Raw genomic sequence first — 24,018 nt, forward strand, 5'->3', positions numbered from 1 at the left:
TGGCGGGCCACCGGTCGGACCGCTGACACCTGCCGCTACGGTGTGCGGATGCGCGCGACGGCACGGGGTTGGACCGCTGTCTGGTTGGTCGTACTGGCCCTCGTCCAGGCGGCCGCCTTCCTCGCCGTGTGGCGGGTGGCCGTGCACTCCGAGATAGGTCAGTGGGTGGACACGGTCGCCCTCACCGGCAACCGGATCGGGCAGGACACGATCGACGGTCCCGTCGACAAGATCCTCAACGCGATGTCGGTGGTCTCGCTGCTGGCCGTCACTGCGACGATCGGGTTCATCGCGCTGATCCGGGGGCGGATCGCCCTGGCGATCACCGCGACCCTGCTGATCGCGGGAGCGAACGTCACCACCCAGTTGCTCAAGTACGGGCTGAACCGGCCCGACTACGGTGTCGACCCGGAACGCGCCGCGGTGGGCAACAGCCTCCCGAGCGGGCACGCCACGGTGGCCGCCTCGGTGGCGGTCGCGCTGATGCTCGTGCTGCCGCGCAAGGTGCGAGCCGTCGGTGCCTTCATCGGTGCCGGGTACGCCGCCGTCGCCGGAGTCGCCACCCTCTCCGCCGGCTGGCACCGACCCAGCGACGCCGTCGCCGCGTACCTGGTGGTGGGTGTGTGGGCGGCGTTGGCCGGGTTGCTGCTGCTGGTCACCCAGCGGGAGCAGGCCGAGATCGCCCCCGGCGACGCGCACCGGGTCGCGGCGCTGGTGCTCGGGCTCGGTGGTGTGGTTGCCCTGGTGGCCTGTGGGCTCTCTCTGTCCTGGTTGCTCGACCTGCGCGACGTCGGGCCGGAGGAGCTGGCCCGCCGACCTCTGTTCGTCGGGTACGCGGGCAGCGCCGCCGGGATCGCCGGCACGATGGCGGTGGTGATGGCTCTGGCGCTCACCGTCGTGCACCGGCTGGTGCCCCGGGTCAAGGGCTGAGCCCGCCAGCGTAGCCACCTGGGCGGCCGGGCGGGGTCAGCTCGCGGCGCGGGGTGCGGGGACGTGCGGGGCGACACCGCGCAGGTGGGTGAGCACCACCGGGTCGATGCGGCCCGGCACCAGCCGCTCCTCCAGGTTCTCCAACCCGGCCCAGGAGATCAACGCCGCTTCCGTGCCGTCGGCGTGCACCGGGTGGCCCAGCGCGCCGAGCAACGCCGCCACCTCGGCGGCGACCGCGCCGCTCAGGTCGAGCAGGGTCGCCGGGTCGGGTCGGCCGAACAGCATGGTGTGCACAGTGAGCAGCCGGCCCAGCTCGGCGACCGGGTCCGGGTGGTCGTCCACGCGCAGGTCGACCACCACGTCGCTGGTGCCGCCGTACCCGCCGCCGCGCTCGACCACCAGCAGACCGGCGCTCTGCCGGCCCCGCCGGTCGCCGCCGGCCTCGTCGCCGGCCCGCAGCGCGGCGACCAGCCGCTCGGCGAACGGCAGCGCCGCTCCCGCCTGCCAGGCCGCCCCGAGAGCGTCGACGACCTCCGGCCCGGTGAGGATGTTGCCCTGCGCGGCCCAACCGTCGCCGGTCCGCCCGCCGGCCCACGGATGGCAGGCCGGCCCGGTCCAGGTGGCACCCGCACCGGTGGCCCCCACGACGCCGAGTTGGCGGTGCTCCCGCTCGGGGTCGGCGGCGATCAGCCCGGCTACCACGTCGGCGGGGGCCACCCCGGTGCGCAGCAGGGTGAGGCCCTGCGGGCGGTAGGCGAGGTTGACGTGGGCCTGGGTGGCCAGCGCGCCGACCTCGGCGGCGGCGGCCGGGACCAGCGCCCCGGCGGCGAGGAACTTGCTGGCGACGGCGACGCCGTGCAGGCGGCCGTCGGCGGAGCGGGCGACGAGGGAGAAGGTCACCGGCCGAGAGTAACCGGCCGGCCCGGCGTGACATCGACGCGCGAGGCTCAGAAGGGTGGCGCGGCGGGCTCCGGTGGGGCGCCCCGGGCCCGACGGGCGTCGAGCAGCGCGACCGCGGCCAGCACCAGCGCCCCGACAGCGGCCGCGACCACACCCGGCAGGAACAGCAGCGGCACCGACGACGCCACCAGCACCGTGACGGCGATCCACCGGGACGGGGAGACCCGCGCGAACACCTCGTACTCCAGGCGGGCGCGCCCGGCCAGGAACAGCGCCGGACCACCCAGGACCATGGCCAACCACGGCCCCGGGATCCGCTCCAGCGGATGCTCGATGATCAACTCGTATCCGATCGCGGTGGCAGCGAGGCCGATCACCATCACCAGGTGGGTGTCGGCCGCCGACCGGCCGATGGTGGCGGGGTGTCGGGCCTTCATCACCGCCTCGCCCAGGATCCGCCCGGCCCGCTGCACGTAGATCCGCCACAGCATGATCGACGTGGCCAACGCCAGCGCGAACGCCCACGCGTGTGACATCTCGTACGGCACCTTGCTGTACGCGAAACCCGCCACCAGGATCGTCTCGCCCAGCGCGACGAGGAAGAACTGCTGGTACCGCTCGGCCAGATGCTCCCCGGCGATCTCCCACTTTGAGATCGTCGAACGGCCCAGGCCGGGCACCGGCCAGCCGCAGCGGGCGGCCAGGTACTCGATGGCCAGCGCCGCCGACCAGAGCACCACCTGCGCGTTGGTCTCCAACAGGGCACCGCTGATCCAGAGCACCCCGCTGACGGCGAAGACCACCGCCATGCGCACCTTCAGCCGGCGGTACGGGTGCGGTCCCAGCGCGATCGACAGGATCACCGGCCGGGTCACCTGCGCGACCACGTAGGCCACCGCGAACATCAGCGCGGTCTCGGTGAACGCCCGGGGGATCGCGACCCCCATCAACATGCTGCACACCAACGCGGTGATCACCACGGTCTGCAGCGGCACCCGGTACGGGTCGTACCGGCTCGTCGTCCACGCCGTGCCCTGCCAGACCGCCCAGAGCGCGAGCAGCAACAGCAGCGTCTTGCCGCTGCCGGTGACCGTCGCCCAGCCGTGCTCCCGACCAGGGTCCTCGGTGAGATCCTCGAACGCGCGCGCCGAGATCCGGGTCAGCGCGAAGACGAACACCAGATCGAAGAAGAGTTCCAGAAAGGTGGCCCGGCCGGGCGGGGTCGCCGCAGGGACCGGCTCCAGGTGTCCCGCTACCCTGGAACCCATGGTCAGCGGCCTGCGCCGTCGGTCCGGTCCACCTCGAAGTCGTAGCACCCTGCGCTGAAGCGCACCGTCGGAACCGGCGATTCTGCCCAACCCGGGGATCTTGCTCGGGCCTGCGTCAACGGGCACGATCGACCGGTGACGAATCGATGGGGCATGACGGTGCCGCTGAGCGGGATCGCGCTGGCGCAGCACGACGCGGCCTACGCGGCCCTCGACCGGGCCGGGTTCACCGACGTCTGGTCGTCCGAGGTCGCCGGGACCGACGCGTTCACCCCGCTGGCGCTCGCCGCGGCCTGGCAGCCAGGGTTGCGGCTCGGCACCGCGATCACACCGGTCTTCACCCGAGGCCCCGGTCTGCTGGCGATGAGCGCGGCGGCGCTGGCCGAGGCCGCGCCGGGCCGGTTCTCGCTCGGCATCGGCGCGTCCTCACCCGTGCTCGTCCGGGACTGGAACGCCGTGCCGTTCGACGAGCCGTTCCGCCGCACCCGAGACGTGCTGCGCTTCCTGCGCGCCGCGCTGGCCGGCGAAACCGTCGACGAGGCCTACGACACGTTCACCGTCCGCCGGTTCACGCTGGAACGACCGCCGGCGGTGCCGCCATCGATCCTGCTCGCCGCGCTGCGCCCGGGGATGCTCCGGCTGGCCGGCGCGGAAGCCGACGGGGTCATCCTCAACTGGCTCGGCGCCGACGACGTGCCGCGCGCCCTCGCCGAGCTGGGCGAGCGCCGCACCGGCTTCGAGGTCGCCGCCCGGATCTTCGTCTGCCCCACCGAGGACACCGCGTACGCCCGGGCGCTGGGTCGTCGGCTCATCACCAGCTACCTCACCGTCGGGGCGTACGCCGAGTTCCACCGTTGGCTCGGCCGCGACGAGACGCTCGCGCCCATGTGGGCGGCCTGGGCCGCCGGTGACCGGCGCGGGGCCAACGCGGCGGTACCCGACGAGGTGGTCGACGCACTGGTGCTGCACGGCTCACCGCAGCGGTGCCGCGCCGAGGTGCGCCGCTACGCCGACAACGGGGTGGACGTGCCGATCATGGCGCTGTTGCCCACCCCCGAGGTCACCGCCGGCGGCGCGAGCGCGCTGCTCAGCCTCATCGCCAGCCTGGGCGCCAACGTTGTGGAGGCGTCCGCGTGAACCTCACCGACCGGATCGTGGTGGTCACCGGCGGGGCCGGCGGCATCGGCGCGGCGCTGTCGCGCCGGTTCGCCGCCGAGGGGGCCGCCGCCGTGGTGGTCGCCGACCTGGACGCCGACGCCGCCCGCGCGGTGGCTCAGGGCATCGGCCCGGTCGCGCACGCCCGCGCCCTCGACGTCACCGACGAGGAGCAGGTCCGCGCGCTGGTCGCCGACACCGAGCAACGGTACGGCCGGATCGACCTGTTCTGCGCCAACGCGGGGGTGACCACCGGCGGGGGAGTGGAGGTCGACGACGCCGGTTGGGACCGCGCCTGGCGGGTCAACGTGCTCGCCCACGTCTACTCGGCCCGCGCGGTGCTGCCCGGAATGCTCGCCCGGGGCGGCGGGCACCTGCTGCACACCTGCTCCGCGGCGGGTGTGCTGACCGCTGTGGGCGACGCCCCGTACACCGCGACGAAGCACGCCTCGGTGGGGTTCGCCGAGTGGCTGGCCATCACCTACCGGGACCGGGGCATCCGGGTCAGCGCACTCTGCCCACAGGGGGTGGACACCCCGATGCTCGCCGACGGGCTCGCCGACGCTCATTTGGGCGCCCGGGTGGTCGCCGCGTCCGGTGCGGTGCTCACCCCGGACCAGGTCGCCGACGCGGCCGTCGCCGGGCTGGCCGAGGAACGTTTCCTGATCCTGCCGCACCCCGAGGTCGCCGATTACGCGCGCCGTCGCGCCGAGGACCCGGACGGCTGGCAGGCCGGCATGCGCAAACTCATCCGCCGGCTGACCACCTGACCCGCTACCGCGCGGGAACGCGCCCGACGGCCAGGAGGTGGGCGCTGGAGCTGATCAGCGCCGGCTCGCTGCTGTAGAGCCGGGCCAGGTCCAACGCCGCGGCGAAGACGACGTCCCGAGCCGGTCCGTTCGCCGCCGCCTCCGCCGCCGTCCAGGCCGGACCCTCCACACCGTGTACGACGACATCGGTCAGCCCCGCGACGGCGCACTCGTCGGTGATCTCCTCGACCCGGTGGAAGTAGGCGTGGGTGAAGCCGATGCGCGGATCGTTGACGCCGTCGCTCAGCAGCGCCCTGGCCTCGTCGAGCAGCCTCTCGTCGAGTCGTCCGGTGGCCGCGAAGTCCAACGGGCCGGCGAAGCGGGAGATGACGGCGGCCACGACGAGACCGCCGGGGCGGGTGACCCGGGCCGCCTCGCGGAGGGCCTGTAGCCGGTCGGCACGGCGTACCAGGTGGTAGAGCGGGCCCAGCAGGAGCGCGGCGTCATACCCGCCGTCGGCGTCGGGAAGCGCACGCGCGTCGCCCACCTGTGCCTCGACCGGGGGGTGCCCGTCGCGGGCCTGCGCGACGTGGCTGGGCACCAGGTCGACGAGGCGGACCTCGTAGCCGGCGAGTACGAGGGCGCGGGCGTATTCGCCGGTGCCCCCACCGATGTCCAGCACCCGGGCACCCGGACCGGGCAGGAGATCCCGCAGGAGCTGCGTCGTGCGCATCCATTCCAGTCGCGCCTGCGGGCGGGCGGTGAGCCGCTGGTCCTCGCGGTAGCGCTGGGTGTAGTAGTCGACGATGTCGCTCGAATGCTGATCCACGCTCTGATGCTCGTAGGTGGGCACCCCCCGCGCCACCGTGTTTCCTACCCCCGCCCCTGCCGCCGGTGATCAAGAAGTTTGCGTCAGAAGGAGGCCCGCTGCCGACGCAAAGCTCTTGATCAGCGCGGGGAGCGCCGGGCGTGGCGCAGGGGAGTGGGGTGCACGGACCAGAGCAGGCGGCGCCACCAGGGGCGGGCGGAGCGCAGGGTGGTCACGTAGGCGGTGGCGACGTCGGCGGCGCGAGCCGCCTGGTCGGGTGTTGCGGCGCCGGGGGCGAAGCCCACCTGGTTGAGCAGGTCGGCCAGTTCGTCGACGGCCGGCCCGGACGCTTCTGCCTGCGCCGTGCCGCTGGGCGTGACAGCGACCGTGTCATTTCCGCTTCGAGCGAGGCGGGCGTCGGCGAGGGTCTGGTGGGCGTGGCCGGCGACCTCGGTGGCGGCCAGGTCGTCGCCGACCGGTCTGCCGGCCAGCCGGAGCGCGTCGGTGACCTCCCGCCAGGTGCCGGCGATGCGCTGGCCGGGGTCGCCCCGCACGAGCCGGCCGCGGGTCAGCGAGCGGCGCATCGCCAGCAGGGTGAGCAGGAGCGCACCCACCACCAGCAGCAGGCCGCCGCTGCCGCCGGCGACCAGCACCGGCGTGGAGACCCCGTCGTCGCCGGGCGGGGCGTCGACGGCGGTCGCCGGTTCCGGTGAGGCGCTGGGCTCGGCGGTCGGCGCCGGCGCCTCCGACGGGGGCGGGTCCTCCGGCGTCGGGCGGAAGTCCTCCTCGACCGGTCGCGGCTCGTTGTCGGGGCGGGGCAGCGGGTCGAACGACACCCAGCCCAGCCCGTCGAAGAGCACCTCCGGCCAGGCGTACGCGTCACCGGCCAGCACCGGCCCCTGCCCGCTGGTCCGGAAGCCCACCACCACCCGCGTGGGCAGCCCGGAGAGCCGGCCGAGGACCGCGAAGGCCGCCGCGAACTGCTCCGAGGTGCCCTCCTGCCCGCCGCCGTTGCGGGGCCCGAACAGGAAGAAACCCAGGTTCGGGTACGCGTGCCCGCTCGGGGCGTCCGCCACCACCCGGTAGTGCTCGGCCAGGAACTGCTCGATCGCCGACGCCCGCGCGAACGGGGCACCGTTCTCCTCGGCGAGTTGGGTGGCCAGCCGGCGCATCGGGTCGGGCACCCCGTCGGCGACCCGCAGCACCCGGGCCACCTCCTCGCCGGCGGGCACGTTCGCGCTGGCCAACAGATTCTGGTCGGGGCGTTCCTCGGCGGAGGTCACCGCGTACCGCAGCCCCGGCGTCAGCCCCTCCGGTCGGATCAGCGTCCCGCTCGCCGGGTCGTACGCCACCCGCGCGCCACTGACCTCCCGGGGTGTCGCCACGGCGGGCAGCAGCCGACCGCTCAACTCGGCCACGCTGATCTGCTGCCGGACCGTCCGCACGGTGCTGTCGCGGGCCACGGCAGCGGCCGGCAGGATCCGCCCGGCGTTGCGGTACGTCGCGCCGACGCGCCAGGTCACCCCGTCGTAGTCGCTGAGCACCGCCAATCGGATCCGCACACTGCGCGCGGTGTCCGCCGCGGGATCGGCCTCCGGCGGAGGGCCGGCGGGCGGTGCGTCGGGGCGTTCCGTGCTCACGTCGAGCAGTTTCTGCTCCGGGTGCAGCGCCCAGCCGGAGATGCGGATCAGCGGGTTCTCGTCGAGTGTCTGCACCTGCGGTGGCTCCACGTACCGGCGCGGGTCCACCGGCCGGCCGTCGACCTGCTCGGCGACGACCGGGCCGAGCAACGCCACCAGCCCGACCACCAGTGCCACCCCGAGCGCCGCGCTGGTGGCCAGCCGCAGTCGCACCGCCGCGCGTACCCGGGGGGTCAGCTCGGCGCTCGAATCGCCGCCGCCCGCCGCGGTGGGGGTGGCCAGGCCGAGGGCCGCGACCGCGACGAACACCACTGTCGACCCCACCGCCGGTTCGGCGTTCGGGCCGACCACGTAGAGGGCGGCGGCGTAGAGCCCGGCCGCCGGCAGGTAGCCCAGCAGCACCCGGCCGGTGCGCAGCGCCACCTCCGCGCCGGTCAGCCCGGCCAGCCAGGCGGCGACGACCGGCACCAGCACGGTGTCCGGGGTGGGCTCCACCGGGATCATCGCGGTGAGCAGCCGGGGGATGCCGTTGCGAGCGGCGTCCGCGCTGACCTCCAGCAGGCCGCCCGGCAACTCGGCGCGGGTGGCGGCCAGTCGCAGCGACCACAGTGTCCAGCCGGCCATCGCGGCCACCGACACCGGTGCCACCAACCAGGACGGCAGCCGCCGGGCGGCCACGCTGACCAGCACCGAACCCGCCGCCGCGCCGATCACCAGCCAGGTCAGCAGGTTGCCCGCGTACACCCGGCCGAGCACCACCCCGGCGAGCGCCGTCAGCCCGGTCAGGGCCAGCGGCAGGACTGCCGCCCGCAGCACCCGCACGGCGAGCGTCACCACCGGCGTACCCCGTCCCACTCGGCGGCGAACTGCGCGCCGTCGGCCGCGTCGACGACCACGAGACCCGCGGTGCCCGGCGGCGTCGGCTCGGCCGCGCCGAACACCGCGACCACCACCGACGGGTACGCCCCGCGCAGCGCGCCGACGTGCCCCAGCTCGTCGCGGCCACCGGGCCCGGTCAGGAAGATCAGCGTGTCGCCGAGCCGGTCCTGCCGCAGTCGGGTGGTGGCCGCCCGCACCGCGTCACCGTCGTCGGACAGGTCGGCGGCGGCGAGCCGGTCCAGCGGCCCGAGCGCGCCGCCGGCCTCGCCGTCAGGTGTCGTGGTCCCCGCCGGTTCCGCGGCGACCATGAGCAGCAGCACCGGCAGGTCCGCGCGGTGCGCGGCGGTGACGACCGACGCCGCCGCCTCGCACGCCGACTCGAACGACTCCGCCACCCCGCCGACCCGCTGCGGGTGCGCGGCGGAACGGTTGTCCAGCAGGACGACCAGGCGCGGCAGGCTGGTGTCCACGTTCTCCCGCACCATCAGCTCACCCACCCGGGCGCTGGTGCGCCAGTGCACGCGGCGCAGCTCGTCGCCGACCACGTACTCCCGCAGCGAGTCGAACGTGATCGACCCGTGCGGGACCCCGTCCACCCGGCCGTCGAGGCTACGCCCCGTGCCTCTGGGCACCGCCGTCAGCGGATGGATCCGGGGGTGTACCCAGACCGGCACCGCCGCACCGTACGGGCGGGCCAGCGCCACCAACCCCAGCGGGTCCCGGCGGGTCACCCGCAGCGGCCCAACCGGCACCACCCCACGACGGTCGGTCGGCACGTCGTAGCGGACCTCGGTGTCCCGGCCGGGTCGCAGGCGCAGCACCGGCACCGGCACGGTCCGCTGGCCGCACCTGTCCTCGGCCAGCAGGTTCGCCGATCGCAGCCGCCCGGTGTTGCGCACTGTCAACGCCATGCTCGCCGGCTCGCCGCGCGCCACCCGGTCCGGGTCCGCACGGCGGGTCACCGTCAGGCGGGGCCGCCAGGCCGCGACCAGCGCGGCGTAGCCGACGGCCGCGCCGGCCGCCGCACCGAGCACCGTCAACTCGGGGTACGCGAACCGGAAACCCGCCCCCAGCAGCACCACGGCGGCGACGAGCAGCCCGACCCCACGGGCGGTGATTCCCATCGCGCTGCTGCCGGTCAGCCCTGCACCGGAGCGGGTTGCCCCGACGGCAGCGGCACCGGCACCGAGGCGACGGCCTGGCGCAGCACCTCCGCGGGGGTCATCCCGCGCACTTGGGCGTCCGGGGTGAGCAGCAGCCGGTGGGCGAAGACCGCCTCGGCGAGCGCCTTCAGGTCCTCCGGCATGATCCAGCCCCGCCCGTCGATCAGCGCGTACGCGCACGCCGCCCGGGTCAACGCGATCACACCCCGAGGGCTGACGCCGACGCGCACCTGCGGGTGGGTGCGGGTGGCAGCGGCCAACCGGACCGCGTACGCGTAGAGCGGCTCGGCGATGTGCACCCGGCGGGCCATCCGGACCATCTCGCCGACGGTGGCGGTGTCGGTGACCGGGGCGAGCGCCTCGGGGGACCGCACCGTCGCGCCGCGCAGCACCTCGACCTCGACGGCCTCGTCCGGGTAACCCACGGAGAGTTTCACCAGGAAACGGTCCAACTGCGCCTCGGGCAGCCGGTAGGTGCCGTCCATCTCCACCGGGTTCTGAGTGGCGACCACCAGGAACGGCGACGGCACCGGGTGCCGGACCCCGTCCACAGTGACCGTCCGTTCCTCCATCACCTCCAGCAGCGCCGACTGGGTCTTCGGCGACGCCCGGTTGATCTCGTCGGCGATGACGATGTTGGCGAAGACCGGCCCCGGATGGAACTCGAAGTCCCGGGTCGCCTGGTTGAAGATCGTCACGCCGGACACGTCCGAGGGGAGCAGGTCGGGCGTGAACTGGATGCGCCGCCACTCGCCCTTGACCGTGGCGGCGATGGCCCGTGCCAGGGTCGTCTTGCCGACCCCGGGTACGTCCTCCAGCAGCACGTGACCCTGGGCGAAGAGCGCGGTCAGCGCTAGCCGCACCACCTGCGGTTTGCCGAGCACCACGGCGTTGACGTTCTCGGCCAGCCGGGCGGCCAGGGCGGCGAAGCCCTGTACCTCCGGCTGGGTGAGCGGCTCGTGGGTGTTCACGGTCGGTGGTGCTCCTCGCCTGGTGGTTCAGCAGGTGGGCAGGACCTTGATGTCATCGCCGCCCTCCAGGTTGAGCCAGGCCCACGGGATGTAGTTCTTTCCCTTGTAGTTGACCTGCACCCACCAGGTGCTGCGCTTCTCGTTGTTGTAGATGTAGGCGTAGACCTCTTCGCCCGACTTCTTGCAGTACGCCTGGAGTCGGGTGCCGGGCTTGGCCCAGCCGGCCTGCTGGTCGTTGTCCTGCCGGGTGACCTTGAAGACCTCGTTGCCGTTGCGGCCTTCCCGGTCCCGGTCACAGTAGGTCGACTCGGGCCCGGACGCGCCGTTGCGGCAGGTCGCGATCCCGTACAGCGACTGGGTGGCCTGCGCCTTCGTGGCGGTGCCCTTGCCGGCGGCGTTGCTCGCCGTCACCGTGAACGTGTACGTGGTGCCCGGCGTCAGGCCCGTCATCGTGATGCTGGAGCACGCCCCGGTCTTCGCCGGTTCGCCCGTCGTGGTCAGCGTGCAGGTGGCCTGACCGCCACCGGCGTCCACTGTGAACGTGACAGTCGCCCCGGTGGCTGTCGACGACGACCCGGTGACCGTGACCCGTGGCTCGGCCACCGTGCGGGCCGTGGCGGTAGCCTCCGGGCCGGGCCCCGCCTCGTTGACCGCCTTCACCTTCACCGTGACGTTCTGGCCGTTGCCCAGCCCGGTGACGGTCGTGCGGGTGTCGGTCACCTCGCTGACCCGCCCGCCGACGTCCACCAAATACTTCGTCACCGGCCGACCGTTGGCCTCGGCCGGCGCCCACTGCACCGTCACCGCGCCCGGCTGGTTGGCGACCGTGCCGGCGCGCAGGTCGAGCGGCCGACCGGGCGCGGCGAACGGCACCACGGTGTTGCTGACCGGTGACGCCGCCGACCCGGCGCCCTTGCTGTTGACCGCCACCACCGTGAACGCGTACTGGGTGCCGAACTCCAGCTCACCGGCGGGCACCACCAGCTCCGTCTTGGTCGACTCACCGGCCGGCGCGTTCGTCCCCGCCGAACTGGCCGTCACCGCGTACCTCGCGATGGTGTTGCCCTGCCCGTTCGCCGCCGGCCACTTGACGAGGACCGTGCCGTCCGGCCGTTCCTGCGCCGTGACGCTCGCGGGTGGGTCGGGCACCGCCGCCGTCGGCGTCACCGGGTTGCTGTTGCGCGGCGGGCCGTCGCCCTTGGCGTTGACGGCGTGCACAGCGAACCGGTACGTCTCGCCGTTGGTCAGACCCTTGACCTCCACCGCCCGCTGGTTCGCGCCCACCTCCAGGCGCTGCCCGGCGCCCTGCACCACGTACTTGATGATCTCTGCACCGTTGGCGGCGGCCGGGCGCCAACTCACCCGCGCCTGGGCGTTGCCGGCGGCGGCGGTGACGCTGCGCGGCGCGCTCGGCTTGCCCACCCGCGGCTTCTTCGGCGGAGGCGGCGGCGGGGGAACCGGCGGCGGGTCACCGCCGAGCACGTCGTTGGCGTACTTGTTGACCTCGCGCACCTGGTGCTTGTCGTCCACCACCCGGGCGGTCGACGAGTCGGGGGAGTTGATGAACAGGTGGTTCTCCCGGACCTCCAGCTCCAGCGGCCCGTTGGCCCGCCCACGGATGGTCTCGACCAGCTGACCCGCCGCGTCGAAGGAGTAGATGGTGCCGGTGGCCTCGTCGGCGCAGTAGACCCGGTTCGCCCAGGCCACCGCCGGGCTGAGTCGGTCCCCCTCACCCGGCACGGTGAACGCGCTCTCCTGCCCACCGTCACCCACCAGCAGCACCCGCCGGTCGGCGGTCACCGTGACCGGCACCCGTGGGCCGCTGGTACGCGCGGGCAGCGCCGCCGGGCCGGACAGCGTCAGCGCTGTCGGGTGCACCTCACCGCGCTGCACCCGCACCAGCTTCCCTGCCGTCCGGTCGAGCACCGCCACCCCGTCGTCGAGCGTGGAGACCACCAGCTCGTGGCTGGCGTCGGCGACGTCGTACGACTCGACCCGCTGCGGGCTGAGCCCGGCGCTGGCTGTCGCCGGCGCGGACGGCAGCTTGGCCGCGGTGATCGCCGAGACTGTGCCCTGGCTGGGCACCGCGATCCAGAGTCGACCCTTACCGTCGAAGGTGCCACCGGTGATGCCCGGCGGATAGCGCACCGGCTCGCCGACCGGGGTCAACGACCGCGGGTCGAGTTGGCGGACGATGCCCTGCACGGCGTCGACGACGAACGCCGCGTCCTCGTGCAGGGCCACACTGACGCCCAGGCCGGGGGTGGTCCGGGTGGTCGCGCTGAGCTGGAGGGTGGCCAGATCCAGGGAGCTGACCTGCCCGCTCTGGAGGTCGCGCAGGATCAGCAGCCGATCGGTCTGGGTGATCTGCATCGGATGCTGCCGGGCACCGGGGATCTCCGTGCGGGTGTCCACCCGGGCGGTGACCCCGTTGACCCGGGCCAGCTCGCTGCGCGCCGCGCTCCACAGCCAGGAGCTCGCGTCGTAGTTGGCCACCGCGTTGTCCGCCGCGCCCAACCCGAGAACGGTCAGCCCCATGGCGGCCAACAGCGCGGCCACCGTGCCGACGGTCACCAGCCCACCGCGCAGCCGGGACCGGGAGCGGGGGGCCTCGGACTGTACGGCGTCGTCGATGCTGGCCACAGCCGGCTGCCTCCCCTGAGTCGTGGCAGGTGGCGCGCCTTCCGGCAACCCCTCCCCTGAGCCGGGTGCCATCATATGGCGCTGGTGGTGGCGGGGGAACCCGCACCGTCACCCCTGTGGATACCGAGAGTGTGCGTTGTGGACGTCCAGCTCAGCCCGGTTCCCGCTCGACTCGGCGCGGTTTCGGCGCGACTCAGCGCGGCGACGCCCGGCCGGACGGCTCCCCGCTCGACGTGGCGTCGCGCTCCCGCGCGGTGCACACCTGTCCAGAAGTCGCAAAGCTGTCAGTCGAGTAGACCGCCAACACGGTGAAACAGTGATCCACTCGGGAGTTCAACCCGTTGACCGTGTAGCTGGTCCGGCCCGGGTCCACGGTGGCCATCACGCCCAGGGCCTGCCCGGCCCGACCCGCGGCCACCATGAACGGCACCGCGCCGCCGGTCGGGTCCGTCCAGGTCAACGTGATCGTGGTCGAATCGTCCCGCAGCGTGAGATCGCCCGGCGGAAGCCCAGCCACCGTCGGTGCCGCCGCCGTCGGCGCGGTCCCGGCCGGCGGCGGATCGTCGCGGGTCAGCATCACCGCACCCAGGCCCGCCACCGCCACGACGGCCACCCCGGCCGCCACGACCGCGCCGACCAGCGCCGCCCGGTTGCGGCCCGTCGACCCACCACCATCGGCGTACGCCGGCCGGTACGCGTCCGGCACCGGGCGGTACTCCTGACCCGGGTACGGCGCCTGGTGCTGGTGCTGGTGCTGGTCCTGGGCCGGGTACGACCCCTGGGGTGGCTGGTGGTGGTACTGCTGCACCGGCGGCGGTGCGGCTGGCGGTGCCAGCGCCGGGTCAGCGCCGACGGACGGGGGCCAGGCCGGCTGCGCAGCGGGGCTCGGCTGCGCGATGGGTCCCGCCTCAGCGATGCCCGGGTTCGCCTGGGCGGCCGTGAGGTGCGCCTGCGCGGCGGTGGGGTGCGTGTGCGCGGCGGTGAGGTGCGTCTGCGGGGCCGTCGGGGCGGGCTGGACGGCGGGCCAGCCCGGACTGGTGTCGACCCCGGCCGGGCCGCGCTGCGCCGGAACGGACGGCAACACCACGGTCTGGTCGGACAGCGCGCCAGGGGCCCGCTGAGTCGGCGTCACCGGGGCGTCGAGGATGCCCAGGCCAGAGTCGACGTCCGCGCCGGTACCGCCCGCGTCCATCATGGTCTGCCCAGCCGCCGGGGCCTGCCCGGCGGTGGCTGTCTGCGCAGCCGTAGTGGTCTGGGTGGGGGAGTCGGCACCTGGAGTTGGCAGGGGCTGCGGTGGGGCGCTGCTGCTCCAGGGCGGTGCGGTCAACCCCCAGGGCGGTACGGGTGGTGCGCTCACCGGAGGCGCGGAGACGGGCGGCCCGTAGGGCGGCCCCGAGACGGGCGGCCCGAAACCGGGCGGTGCGGACACGGGGTAGGTGTGCCCGGGTGGTGCGGATACGGGTTGGGCGTAGCCGGGTGGTGCGGACACGGGGTAGGTGTGGGCCGGCGGTCCCGAGACCGGGTACGGCTGGCTGGGGGGCGCGGAGATCGGAGACGGAGTCACCGGCGGTGCGCTGATGGGCTGGGCCGGTGGCCCGCTCACCGGATACGCCGGCCCTGGTTGGCCGACGGTCGGGGAGGGGCTGCCCGATGATGTCGCCTCCGAGCCGGACACGTTGTGCGATTCGCTCGGCGAGGTTGGCCGGTCGGCGGCTCGGGCGGCTTCCTCGGCGAGCAGCGGTTCGATCTGCCGTACCTGGATGGTGGGGTTGTCCCAGCGAGGTGCCGGCACCGCCGGTGTCGCCGGCGGGGCGGTCGACGCCGGGGCGGTTGGGGTCGACGTCGCGGGTGGCACGTCGGCCACCGGCGGGGTCGCGTGACCGCCCACTCGTTGGCGTGGTGCCACGGTCGGCCCGGACGGCGGTCGGTCTGGTGACCGCTGCTCGGCCGGCGTCGCCGGCTGGTCTTCAGCCCTCGGCCGGGGCATCGGGCCGGCCGCTGGGCGGGACGGTCCGGACGGTTGCTCGTTGGGGCGTTGACGGGGCGGCGTCACGCTCGCCCGCGGTGGCGCTTCGGTGCGCGGGCGGGGCGGCGTCGCAGGTCGGGTTGGGGCCGTCGACGGGTCGGGCGGCGTCGCAGGTCGGGGTGCGGCCGTCGACGGGTCGGGCGGCGTCGCAGGTCGGGGTGCGGCCGTCGACGGGTCGGGCGGCGCTGGCGCGATCGAGGGGACTGCCGGCTGAACGGGCATCGAGGGGACTGCCGGCTGAACGGGCGTCGCCCGAGGGGCTGGCACCGGTGCCGGGGTGGCGTTGCCGGGCGACGTGGGTGTGGCGGGTGCGCGTACCGCCGGAGGGGTTTGTGGGGGTGCGGCCGGCGGTTGCGGCGCCCAGGGTGAGACGGCGGGCGGCGGGCCGTCGGCGGTTGGCCGCATCGCGGCGAGGGTCGCCAGCGACAGGGTCGGGCCGGACAGCGCCGACCGGGCGCCCGGCTCGGTCACCGGGGCGGGGTGTTGCTCGCCCGGGGGTGGCGGGGGTGGGCCGAGGTAGTCGCGGGCTGCGCGTACCGCCGGGTGGTTCTCTCCCAGCGCGGCGGGCCCGGCGGTGGCGACGCGGGTGTAGTTGCGGCGGGCCTCGTGCCGGTTGCCGAGTTCCTCGGCCACCTCGGCGAGTTCGAAGGCGAGGGCGAGCATCAGCGGGTCGGAGTGCTCCCAGCGCCGCTCGCCCGCCGCGAACGCCTCCTCCAACACCCGGCGGGCGGCGAGCGGATCGTCCCCCTCCCGGTGCAGCCGTGCCAGCAGGTGCGCGGTGTGCAGCACCTCGGGATGGTCGTCACCGTACGGCGGGGGAGCGGATTCGACGACCTCCGCGAGCAGTTGCCGGGCGGCGCTGAGGTCGCCCGCGGCGCGCAGGGCGAGGGCTCGGTGCTGGGCGGCTGCCAGAGGGGAGGGATGGGACACGTGGCAATGCTGCCGTCACAGGGCCGCCGGACGCTACCCGGACACGCCCCGACGGTGTGTCGGTGCGGCCGTTTTGAGGCGGCTTGAGCAGCGCCGGAAGCGCCAGGGGAGAGGCAACGGAAGGCGATGTGCATGATCCACGAGTGGCGTGTACAGTAACTCCCCGTGCGGCCCGCTGTGCTGACCACCGGATGAAAGATCATCTGGTCGGCAAGGTAGGCTGAACGTGTAGGTCCGGGTGGCGGAATGGCAGACGCGCTAGCTTGAGGTGCTAGTACCCGTATAGGGTGTGGGGGTTCAAGTCCCCCCTCGGACACCACAGTTCGTGGATTTCCACGCGAGATCAATTTCCTCTCGCGTGGGGACGCGAGCCGCGACGTCTCATATGTGCGCACCGACCCCAGGGAGCCGGCGCCACCTGCGCTGACACCCTCGCCCTCGTGCTGGCGGGGGCCTAGGTGAGCCCCGGCAGGCCGCGCCCTCGCCGGCCCGACGAGCAGCTCGTCGAGGCGCTCATACCCACCCCACTGCCGGTCGCGTCGCCGGAGCGGCTGCCGCTGCCGACATTGCCCGCGCCCGCCGCCCGCACGGGTGATGGCGTGCTGTTCGACGTGGGCCGACCCGACGCCGCCGGCCGGGTCACCGCTCGGGCGCTGCTGCGGGCGTTGGGCTGGACACCGGGCCTCACGCTGCACATCGACGTCGTGACCGCCGCAATCCTGATCACCCCGGCCGCCGATGGCGCGCACGTCGTGGGCACCCGCGAAGAGCTGCCCTTACCCGCCGCCGCCCGACACCTGTGCGGCATCGCCCCCGGCGAACCCGTCCTCCTGGCCGCCCTGCCCCGCCAGAACCGCATTGTCGTGCACCCCTCAAACACCATCACGGCGGTCCTGGCCGACCTGCACGCCCGCATCCTCGCAGAGCCCTCATGACCACGGATCCCGATCGTGTCGCCACCGCCCGAGCGATGCTCGAGCACCTCGGCCTCACCGCCGCCGACCTCACCGACAGTAACCGGCCCACCGTGCCGACAGTCGCCGAGTACCTTCCAGCTGTGGTCGCCGCGGCGAGCCCGGGCACCCGACGCACCTACAGCAGCTCCTGGAGACGAATGGACGCAGCCCTCGGCGATCGGCGCATCGACGCGGTACGGGCCAGCGACATCGAAGCCCTCATGCGACAGGCCGCCGCAGGCGCCCGATCCCGCCGCAACTCCCGACACGGCCGGCACGCCGGCGAGCACCTGATCGCCGCCGCCCGCGCCTTCTACAACCGGGCCATCGCCGACGGCTACCTGACCGCCGTGGACAGCCCGGCCCACCGGGTTCGCAAACCCCGCCGGCTGCCCAACACCCGCCGCGCCCTCACCGCCGACGAACTGTCCGCCATCAACGCCGCCGCCCGCAGCGGCGGCAACGACACCATCCTCGACGCGCTGCTGCTGCGCCTGCACACCGAGACCGCCTGCCGACGCGGCGGCGCTCTCGCGCTGCGCCTGATCGACCTCGACACCGACCATGCGCTGATCCGCCTGTCTGAGAAGGGCGGCACGCAACGCTGGCAGCCCATCACACCGATGCTCGCCAGCCGACTAAACGATCACGCCCGGGCCCGCGGCGCCGTCGCACCGACCGATGCGCTGCTGCGCTACCGCAACGGCCAACCCGCCACTTACCGACGCTACGACCTGCTGTGGAAACGCGTCGGCCGGCAGCTACCGTGGGTTGCCGCCCAGGGGGTCACCACCCACTGGCTGCGCCACACCACCCTCACCTGGGCGGAGCGGCACTTCGGCTACGGCATCGCCCGCGCCTACGCCGGGCACACCGACCGCCGCGGACCCGCCACCACCACCTACATCAAGGCTGACCTGCACGCCGTCGCCGCCGCCCTGACCGCCCTCACCGGCCAACCCCACCCACTGGCGGTCGCACCAAAACGGCAGGCCCATCTGGGCGAGGGGTGACAGCCACCAATCCGCCTCGCGCGAGCGCGCAGTTCTGCTGGCACCGTTCGATCGCTGCATGGAGAACGAGTAGCCGTCAGCGAAGTGTTGACGTTCCGTTCCTGGTGCCCGCCGCGTGTGGTGCGGCAGGACGGCCGAGTGGCGGCCGGAGCGAACGTGATCTTCTGCTGGCCGTCGCCGCCCTCGTAGGGTCCAGGCGTGCAGGCCTCGCAGACGCCCGAGCGTCGTAACACCCGAACCTGGCTGCCCCTGGCGTTCGCCGCCGGCGCGGCCGTCGGCGTGCTCGGCGGAATGATCGGCCTCGGTGGTGCCGAATTCCGGCTCCCACTGCTGATCATGCTGTTCGGGTTCGCCGCCCTGCAGGCCGTCATCCTCAACAAGGCGCTGAGCCTGGTCGTGGTCCTCACCGCGATACCCGCCCGGTTCGCTGCGGTCCCGTTGTCCGACCTCACCCCGCACTGGAGCGTGGTTGCCAACCTGCTGCTCGGCAGCCTGGCCGGCGCCTGGGCCGGCGCGTCGTGGGCCACCCGGATGCGTTCGGCCACCCTCTTCCGGGTCCTGGCCGTGCTCCTGGTTGTCATCGCCCTGGCACTGATCGGCAACCACACCGGGACCCTGCACCATGTCGTTCTCGCCCCGGCCGTGGTGCTCGTCGTCGGCGTGGTCGCCGGATTTCTGATTGGTGTCGTCGCCGCGATCATGGGCGTGGCCGGCGGGGAACTGCTCATCCCGACGATCGTGTTGCTGTTCGGCACGGACATCAAGGTCGCCGGGAGCTTGTCCCTGGCCGTGTCGCTGCCGACCATGCTGGTCGCGTTCGCCCGCTACAGCCGCGACGGCAGCTTCATCGTGCTGCGCCGTCACGCCCGCCTCACCGGGGTCCTCGCGGCCGGTTCGATCACCGGCACCATCGTCGGCGGTCTGCTGCTCGGTGTCGTCCCCGACGCGGTTCTCGTGCCCGGCCTGGCCGTCCTGCTGGTCCTGTCCTCGATCAAGGTGTGGCGCCACTCCGCCGCCGAGTGACCGCCAGCCACTCGGGGCGCTTGCGGCCAGCCACGCTGACCGGGCTCATCCTGATCCGGTAAAAGTTGATAGCCCCTGCGCTCGTCGTAGCGCAGCGTCTGCAGATTCACTCCGGCCGCCCCGGCGACCTGACAGCTGCGCAAGCCGCTCACGCCGCCATCCTGGCGGCGGCCCGCTGCGCGAGCGCGTCGAGGACCTCGACGTGCGCGGCCGGAACCTGCACGTCGAGGCGAAGCCCGTTGCCGTCTTCGGTGAAGGCGAACGAGAAGAACGAGCAGCACGAGCTCTCCCCGCCGGTCAGCTCACGCGCCGTTGTCTCGGCTGTCCGATCCAGGCGCAACCGCAGCGCGGTCGGCGACAGCCGCTGCTGATCGCGTGAGGCGGTCGCAAACAGGTCATCGAACTCGCTAAGCCGCAGCGGCCGTTCCACGGTCGGCAACGTGCACGCCTCGGGCACCCACGCCTGGTCATCGCTGGACTGGTGCTCGTCGTCGCGGGCGCGGGGCAGCGCGGACACGGGCTGCGCCAGCAGCCAACTCGACTCCGCCGGGTTGCTCGGCTGTCGGTGAGTGCCTGTCAGGGCCAGATCGCCTCGGCGAGGCTGACTCCGACGAACGCGGCGCCGAGTCCGGCGATGATGCTGACGGTGGCGTTGAGCAGCGCGTAGAAGCGGGCGCCCTCCTCGAACAGCCGGATGGTCTCGTAGCCGAAGGTTGAGTAGGTGCTCAACGCCCCGCACAGGCCGATGCCCAGCAGGGCCATCAGGGAACTGGGCACGGCACCGTTCGCGGCGCCGCCGATGAGCACGCCGAGGATGAGTGAGCCGGTGATGTTGACCGCGAAGGTGCCCCAGGGGAACACGGAGTCGTGGCGGGCCTGCACGGCGCGGTCGACCATGTAGCGCAGAGGTGCGCCGAACGCGGCGCCGAGCGCGACGAGGACGACGGTCATTGCGGGCTCCGCCCGGTGTAGCGGATGACCTCGACGGGGTCGAGGATCACCAGCCCTTCGGTGATCAGTTCGTCGAGTTGGGGCAGGAACGCGCGGATGCTGTCCTCAGCGTCGACGATGATCACGGCGATGGGCAGGTCCTCCGACAGGGAAAGGATGCGGGTGGTGTGCACCCGGGAGGAGGCGCCGTACCCTTCGATGCCGCGCAGCACGCTGGCGCCGGCGAGCCCGGCGGCGTGGGCGCGGTGCACGATCTCGTGGTACAGCGGCTTGTGCTGCCAGGTGTCGTCCTCGCCGATGAAGATGGTGAGGCGGGTGGCGGGGCCTTGGAGGGTCATCGGTGCTCCTTTCGCCGGGGGTGCTGGCGGGTGGCCAGGCGGGTGAGGATGATGCCGGTGTAGACCGCGGCGAGGGCGGCGGTGAGGGTGCCGGCGAGGTAGACCAGCGCGGTGCGGGGGTGCCCGGCGGCGACGGCCTGTTGGATGTCCACGGCGTAGGTGGAGAAGGTGGTGTAGCCGCCGAGGACGCCGACGCCGAGGAACGGGCGGACCAGGCGGGGCGCGGCCCAGGCTTCGGTGATCAGGACCATGAGCACGCCGATGAGGAGGCAGCCGGTGACGTTGGTGACGAAGGTGGACCACGGGAACTCGCCGGGGGCGTGGGGCCAGGCCACGCTGAGTGCGTAGCGGACGACTGCGCCGATCACGCCGCCGGCGGCGATGGTGGCGAGCAGGCTGGCGGTGCCGCGGCGCAGCTCGGCGCGTTGCCGGGCGACGCGCAGGTCGACGTCGGGGTTGGTGGGCAGCTGATCGGGCCGCACGGGTCTACTCCTACCAGTCAGCGTGGCTCTGGTAGGGACCGTTGGCGGCGGTGCGCCGCGGTTGTCCCCGCTATCGGCGGGGGCGGCGGGCCCCACCGCCGCGGGCACGGGTGGTGCCTCCCGCCGAGGATAGCGCCGCGGTGTGCTCAGCGCGTCACCCGGCCCCCGCCTTCCGCGGTGATGAGGTCCAGCTCGGCGCGGCGCACGGCCCAGTCCCGCACCAGGGTCGCGGGCCAGCGGTCCAGCACCGGTGTGCAGTGGTAGTAGGTGGATTCCCCACCGTCGGGAACCCGGATCTGCACGTGGATCGGCAGCCGCTCCGGCCACCCGCCCAGCCGCGCCAGGTCACCGCGCTCGGGTAGCGCGGCCAGGCCGTCGGCGGCGCGGGCGATAGTGATCGCCTCGCGCAGCAGCGACCATAGCGCTGGGTCGCCGGTGCGGGCCACGGCCCGGACCGCGAGGCGGATTACGCGGGCGGCGCGGCGGCGCCGCTGGTACGCAGCCCAGCCCGAGGCCGTGCTGTCGGCGGTGGCGATGGTGGCGAGGTCCGGGGCCAGGCGGGCGGCGGTGCCGGCATCAGCGACAGCCAGTCCTCGCCGACCCACTACCGTCACGATCCTCGCGGTGGCCGCCGAGCTGGTGGTGGCTGCTGGTCGGGGCAGCCAGGGCGCGAGGGCGAGCAGGTCGGGCCGGCCCGCGTCGCTGCTGCGGTCGTTGACGGCCCGGGCCACGGCAGCCAGAGCCGGGTCGATGGTGGTGGGGTGGTCGGTCCACCGCCCGCCGGAGAGGGTCGCGGCGATCTCTACCAGGCACGCCCCCTGCCGAGGGTGACAATGGCCGCCTTGGCGCAGGACGGCTGCCTCGTGCACGCTGGTGCGACTCATCGTCCCCACCCCGATCCACCGGGTCGCCGGTGGGTTCAGTATGCGCTGTCTGCCCCGCGTGGGCGGCTCACAGGCCGTACGCCAGCGAGCTGTCGGCTTCAATCTCGATGAGCCGGTTGTACTTGGCCACCCGCTCACCCCGAGCGGGGGCGCCGGTCTTGAGCTGACCGCAGCCGGCGCCGGTGGCCAGGTCGGCGATGAACGCGTCGGCGGTCTCCCCGGAGCGGTGTGACACCATCTGCGCCCAGCCGGCCTGCCGGCAGATCCGCATGGTGTCGAGGGTCTCGGTGACCGTGCCGATCTGGTTGACCTTGATCAGGGCGGCGGTGCCGGCCCGCCGTTCGATCGCCCGGGACACGACGACCGGATTGGTGACCAACAGGTCATCTCCGACGATTTGCACCCGGTCGCCGAGCCTGTCGGTGAGTCGCACCCAGCCGTCCCAGTCGTCCTCGGCCAGGCCGTCCTCGATGCTCCACACCGGGTACCGGTCGACGATCGCGGCGTACCTGTCGATCATCTCCTCAGCCGACAGGGCCTCCCCGGCGACGTGATAGCGGCCGTCGCGGTGAAACTCGCTTGCCGCCGGGTCCAGCGCGATCGCCACCGCGTCGCGGCCGGCGGTGTAGCCGGCGTCGCCGATCGCCGCGACGAGGGTGTCCAGCACCTGCTCGGGCTGCACGATGTCGGGGGCGAAACCACCCTCGTCACCCAGCCCGGTGGCGAAGCCGGCCTCGGCGAGGCGGGCGCGCAGCGCCGCGTACACCTCCGCCCCGGCGCGGACCGCCTCGGCGAGAGTCGGCGCCCCGACCGGAGCGATCATGAACTCCTGGAAATCGAGGCGGTTCGGCGCGTGCGCGCCGCCGTTGACCACGTTGAAGTGCGGCACCGGCAGCCGCGGCTGCACCCCGTCCGGCGTGAGATAACGCCACAACGGCACCCCGGCCAGCTGCGCGAATGCCCGCGCGGCGGCCATCGACACACCGACGATCGCGTTGGCGCCCAGCCGGGACTTGTTCTCGGTGCCGTCGAGGTCGACCAGCGCCTCGTCCAGCGCCGCCAGGTCCGTGAAGTCCCGCCCCGCGAGCGCGTCGGAAATCTCCGTACTGACGTGCCCGACCGCGGTTAGGACGCCCTTGCCGCCATAGCGGTCCTTGTCCCCGTCGCGCAGCTCCACGGCCTCGCCGCTGCCGGTGGATGCCCCCGAGGGCACTCCGGCCCAGACGCTGTGCCCGTCGGCGGTGTTCAAAGTGACCGACAGGGTGGGTCGGCCCCGCGAGTCGAGGATCTCCACCGCCCGCACCGACGCGATCCGCAGTCCCATCCGAGATTCCTCCAACGGTGTGTGTGTCGTGGCCGTTACCCAGTCTGCATCCTGCCCGGATGCCCGCAAGCCCTTCCCGGCCCCACTGGTCCGGACGCGGTGGCAATCAGGCGTGCAGGACGCCGGTTCCCAGCAGGGCGAAGAGTGCGGCCGCGACCGCGAGACGGTAGACCACGAAGGTGGTGAACGTGTGCCGGGCGATGAACCGCAGCAGCCACGCGATCGACGCGTACGCCACCACGAACGACACCACCGTGCCGATCACCAGCGACCACACCCCGACGGTGCCGCCCGCGGCGTCCTTCAACTCGTAGATCCCGGCACCGGTCAGCGCCGGGATCGACAGGAAGAACGACAGCCGGGTCGCGGCCACCCGGTCCAGGTCGCGCAGCAGCCCGACCGACATCGTCGCCCCGGAGCGGGAGAACCCGGCGAACAGCAGCGCCAGGATCTGCGAAGCGCCGACGAGCATCGCGTCGACCAGCGTGACGTCGCCCTCGCCGCGGGAGTGCCGGCCCCAGCGGTCGGCCACCCACATGACCACGCTGCCGACGACCAGCGAGCCGGCCACCACCCACAACGACGCCAGTGGACCGTCGATCAGCGGCTTGGCGAGCAGGCCGACCACCACCACCGGCAACGTGGCGTAGAGGATCCACCAGGCGAACCGGTAGTCGTGGGACCCGCGCAGCCCCGGGTTGAACAGCCCTCGCCACCACGCGGTGAGGAAGCGGACGATGTCGGTGAAGAAGTAGACCAGTACCGCGGCGATCGCCCCGACCTGGATGACGGCGGTGAAACCGATGACCGCCGGGTCACCCACCGGCACGCCCAGCAACCCTTCGGTGATCTTGAGGTGGCCGGTGGAGGAGATCGGCAGGAACTCGGTGACGCCCTCCACCACCCCGAGCAGAACGGCGTCGAGCGGGCTGATCACGCTCACCGGCGCTCACCCCGCGCATCAGCCCGGCCACACGGCGACATG

21 protein-coding genes and 1 tRNA gene are annotated in these 24,018 nt (G+C 73.4%); 7 read left to right on the forward strand and 15 right to left on the reverse strand.

Translation table 11 applies throughout. The annotated features are described in order from the left end of the window. Nucleotides 1–42 precede the first annotated feature (42 nt). Nucleotides 43–930 carry a phosphatase PAP2 family protein gene (locus ACIBEF_RS25030; RefSeq protein WP_396795571.1) on the forward strand — a complete coding sequence of 296 codons (888 nt, stop codon included), beginning with the start codon at nucleotides 43–45 and terminating at the stop codon, nucleotides 928–930. A gap of 36 nt (nucleotides 931–966) precedes the next feature. Here the strand turns inward: ACIBEF_RS25030 and ACIBEF_RS25035 are convergent, their stop codons facing one another. Both ACIBEF_RS25035 and ACIBEF_RS25040 read right to left on the reverse strand, forming a co-directional pair. Continuing rightward, nucleotides 967–1,830: a DUF1028 domain-containing protein gene (locus ACIBEF_RS25035; RefSeq protein WP_396795572.1), complete on the reverse strand. Its 864-nt coding sequence runs from the start codon at nucleotides 1,828–1,830 to the stop codon at nucleotides 967–969. A gap of 47 nt (nucleotides 1,831–1,877) precedes the next feature. Further along, complete coding sequence (locus tag ACIBEF_RS25040; protein WP_396795573.1) at nucleotides 1,878–3,098, reverse strand: low temperature requirement protein A; 1,221 nt, start codon at nucleotides 3,096–3,098, stop codon at nucleotides 1,878–1,880. Between the two features lie 153 nt (nucleotides 3,099–3,251). On the opposite strand from ACIBEF_RS25040, the gene ACIBEF_RS25045 reads away from it, so the two are divergent. Together ACIBEF_RS25045 and ACIBEF_RS25050 are read left to right on the forward strand one after the other, a co-directional pair. After that, nucleotides 3,252–4,235 carry an LLM class F420-dependent oxidoreductase gene (locus ACIBEF_RS25045; RefSeq protein WP_396795629.1) on the forward strand — a complete coding sequence of 328 codons (984 nt, stop codon included), beginning with the start codon at nucleotides 3,252–3,254 and terminating at the stop codon, nucleotides 4,233–4,235. After that, on the forward strand, nucleotides 4,232–5,023 hold the full coding sequence (locus ACIBEF_RS25050) for an SDR family oxidoreductase (RefSeq protein ID WP_396795574.1): 792 nt from the start codon (nucleotides 4,232–4,234) through the stop codon (nucleotides 5,021–5,023). The genes ACIBEF_RS25045 and ACIBEF_RS25050 overlap by 4 nt, the downstream gene beginning before the upstream one ends. Nucleotides 5,024–5,027: 4 nt before the next feature. Here the strand turns inward: ACIBEF_RS25050 and ACIBEF_RS25055 are convergent, their stop codons facing one another. The 6 genes from ACIBEF_RS25055 to ACIBEF_RS25080 form a co-directional block, all read right to left on the reverse strand. Next, nucleotides 5,028–5,831 (reverse strand): class I SAM-dependent methyltransferase, encoded by an 804-nt coding sequence (locus ACIBEF_RS25055; protein ID WP_396795575.1) that lies wholly within the window; start codon nucleotides 5,829–5,831, stop codon nucleotides 5,028–5,030. Between the two features lie 119 nt (nucleotides 5,832–5,950). Beyond that, a complete protein-coding gene (locus tag ACIBEF_RS25060) occupies nucleotides 5,951–8,287 on the reverse strand; it encodes a transglutaminaseTgpA domain-containing protein (protein ID WP_396795576.1) in 2,337 nt (778 codons plus the stop codon). Further along, nucleotides 8,281–9,453 carry a DUF58 domain-containing protein gene (locus ACIBEF_RS25065; RefSeq protein WP_396795577.1) on the reverse strand — a complete coding sequence of 391 codons (1,173 nt, stop codon included), beginning with the start codon at nucleotides 9,451–9,453 and terminating at the stop codon, nucleotides 8,281–8,283. The genes ACIBEF_RS25060 and ACIBEF_RS25065 overlap by 7 nt, the downstream gene beginning before the upstream one ends. A gap of 14 nt (nucleotides 9,454–9,467) precedes the next feature. Next, nucleotides 9,468–10,463, reverse strand: coding sequence for a MoxR family ATPase (locus ACIBEF_RS25070; RefSeq protein WP_124777372.1), 996 nt, complete (start codon nucleotides 10,461–10,463; stop codon nucleotides 9,468–9,470). Between the two features lie 27 nt (nucleotides 10,464–10,490). Further along, entirely contained in the window at nucleotides 10,491–13,106 is a 2,616-nt protein-coding gene (locus tag ACIBEF_RS25075) for a fibronectin type III domain-containing protein (protein ID WP_396795578.1), read from the reverse strand. A 193-nt stretch (nucleotides 13,107–13,299) separates the two neighbouring features. Continuing rightward, nucleotides 13,300–16,062, reverse strand: coding sequence for a tetratricopeptide repeat protein (locus tag ACIBEF_RS25080; RefSeq protein ID WP_396795579.1), 2,763 nt, complete (start codon nucleotides 16,060–16,062; stop codon nucleotides 13,300–13,302). A gap of 232 nt (nucleotides 16,063–16,294) precedes the next feature. Between ACIBEF_RS25080 and ACIBEF_RS25085 the strand changes: the two genes are divergently transcribed. The 4 genes from ACIBEF_RS25085 (at nucleotide 16,295) to ACIBEF_RS25100 (ending at nucleotide 19,054) form a co-directional block, all read left to right on the forward strand. Continuing rightward, nucleotides 16,295–16,381: transfer RNA gene (locus tag ACIBEF_RS25085), tRNA-Leu, on the forward strand. A 139-nt stretch (nucleotides 16,382–16,520) separates the two neighbouring features. Continuing rightward, nucleotides 16,521–16,997 (forward strand): hypothetical protein, encoded by a 477-nt coding sequence (locus tag ACIBEF_RS25090; protein WP_396795580.1) that lies wholly within the window; start codon nucleotides 16,521–16,523, stop codon nucleotides 16,995–16,997. Next, nucleotides 16,994–18,031 carry a tyrosine-type recombinase/integrase gene (locus ACIBEF_RS25095; protein ID WP_396795581.1) on the forward strand — a complete coding sequence of 346 codons (1,038 nt, stop codon included), beginning with the start codon at nucleotides 16,994–16,996 and terminating at the stop codon, nucleotides 18,029–18,031. Before ACIBEF_RS25090 ends, ACIBEF_RS25095 begins: the two co-directional genes overlap by 4 nt. Before the next feature lie 198 nt (nucleotides 18,032–18,229). Then, nucleotides 18,230–19,054: a sulfite exporter TauE/SafE family protein gene (locus ACIBEF_RS25100; RefSeq protein WP_396795582.1), complete on the forward strand. Its 825-nt coding sequence runs from the start codon at nucleotides 18,230–18,232 to the stop codon at nucleotides 19,052–19,054. 148 nt (nucleotides 19,055–19,202) lie between these two features. Here the strand turns inward: ACIBEF_RS25100 and ACIBEF_RS25105 are convergent, their stop codons facing one another. The 7 genes from ACIBEF_RS25105 to ACIBEF_RS25135 all read right to left on the reverse strand — a co-directional run bounded on the left by ACIBEF_RS25105 (nucleotide 19,203) and on the right by ACIBEF_RS25135 (nucleotide 23,976). Then, nucleotides 19,203–19,571, reverse strand: coding sequence for a hypothetical protein (locus ACIBEF_RS25105; protein WP_396795583.1), 369 nt, complete (start codon nucleotides 19,569–19,571; stop codon nucleotides 19,203–19,205). A 59-nt stretch (nucleotides 19,572–19,630) separates the two neighbouring features. Then, nucleotides 19,631–20,005 (reverse strand): fluoride efflux transporter CrcB, encoded by a 375-nt coding sequence (gene crcB / locus ACIBEF_RS25110; RefSeq protein ID WP_396795584.1) that lies wholly within the window; start codon nucleotides 20,003–20,005, stop codon nucleotides 19,631–19,633. Next, nucleotides 20,002–20,343: a DUF190 domain-containing protein gene (locus ACIBEF_RS25115; RefSeq protein ID WP_396795585.1), complete on the reverse strand. Its 342-nt coding sequence runs from the start codon at nucleotides 20,341–20,343 to the stop codon at nucleotides 20,002–20,004. The genes crcB (ACIBEF_RS25110) and ACIBEF_RS25115 overlap by 4 nt, the downstream gene beginning before the upstream one ends. Then, a complete protein-coding gene (crcB, locus tag ACIBEF_RS25120; RefSeq protein ID WP_396795586.1) occupies nucleotides 20,340–20,825 on the reverse strand; it encodes a fluoride efflux transporter CrcB in 486 nt (161 codons plus the stop codon). The genes ACIBEF_RS25115 and crcB (ACIBEF_RS25120) overlap by 4 nt, the downstream gene beginning before the upstream one ends. Before the next feature lie 146 nt (nucleotides 20,826–20,971). Beyond that, nucleotides 20,972–21,709: a hypothetical protein gene (locus ACIBEF_RS25125; RefSeq protein WP_396795587.1), complete on the reverse strand. Its 738-nt coding sequence runs from the start codon at nucleotides 21,707–21,709 to the stop codon at nucleotides 20,972–20,974. Nucleotides 21,710–21,776: 67 nt separating this feature from the next. Next, nucleotides 21,777–23,033 carry a phosphopyruvate hydratase gene (eno, locus tag ACIBEF_RS25130; protein ID WP_396795588.1) on the reverse strand — a complete coding sequence of 419 codons (1,257 nt, stop codon included), beginning with the start codon at nucleotides 23,031–23,033 and terminating at the stop codon, nucleotides 21,777–21,779. A 106-nt stretch (nucleotides 23,034–23,139) separates the two neighbouring features. Then, nucleotides 23,140–23,976, reverse strand: coding sequence for an undecaprenyl-diphosphate phosphatase (locus ACIBEF_RS25135; RefSeq protein WP_396795589.1), 837 nt, complete (start codon nucleotides 23,974–23,976; stop codon nucleotides 23,140–23,142). Between the last annotated feature and the right edge of the window lie 42 nt (nucleotides 23,977–24,018).

It is taken from the genome of Micromonospora sp. NPDC050795, assembly GCF_044456785.1.
GTDB lineage: Bacteria > Actinomycetota > Actinomycetes > Mycobacteriales > Micromonosporaceae > Micromonospora.

Excerpts from the sequence above, each read along its gene's own strand:
- ACIBEF_RS25040 (WP_396795573.1), bottom strand. The coding sequence starts at position 3,098 with ATGGGTTCCAGGGTAGCGGGACACCTGGAGCCGGTCCCTGCGGCGACC.
- ACIBEF_RS25045 (WP_396795629.1), top strand. The coding sequence starts at position 3,252 with ATGACGGTGCCGCTGAGCGGGATCGCGCTGGCGCAGCACGACGCGGCC.
- ACIBEF_RS25065 (WP_396795577.1), bottom strand. The coding sequence starts at position 9,453 with ATGGGAATCACCGCCCGTGGGGTCGGGCTGCTCGTCGCCGCCGTGGTG.
- ACIBEF_RS25095 (WP_396795581.1), top strand. The coding sequence starts at position 16,994 with ATGACCACGGATCCCGATCGTGTCGCCACCGCCCGAGCGATGCTCGAG.
- crcB (WP_396795584.1), bottom strand. The coding sequence starts at position 20,005 with ATGACCGTCGTCCTCGTCGCGCTCGGCGCCGCGTTCGGCGCACCTCTG.
- ACIBEF_RS25115 (WP_396795585.1), bottom strand. The coding sequence starts at position 20,343 with ATGACCCTCCAAGGCCCCGCCACCCGCCTCACCATCTTCATCGGCGAG.
- ACIBEF_RS25125 (WP_396795587.1), bottom strand. The coding sequence starts at position 21,709 with ATGAGTCGCACCAGCGTGCACGAGGCAGCCGTCCTGCGCCAAGGCGGC.
- eno (WP_396795588.1), bottom strand. The coding sequence starts at position 23,033 with ATGGGACTGCGGATCGCGTCGGTGCGGGCGGTGGAGATCCTCGACTCG.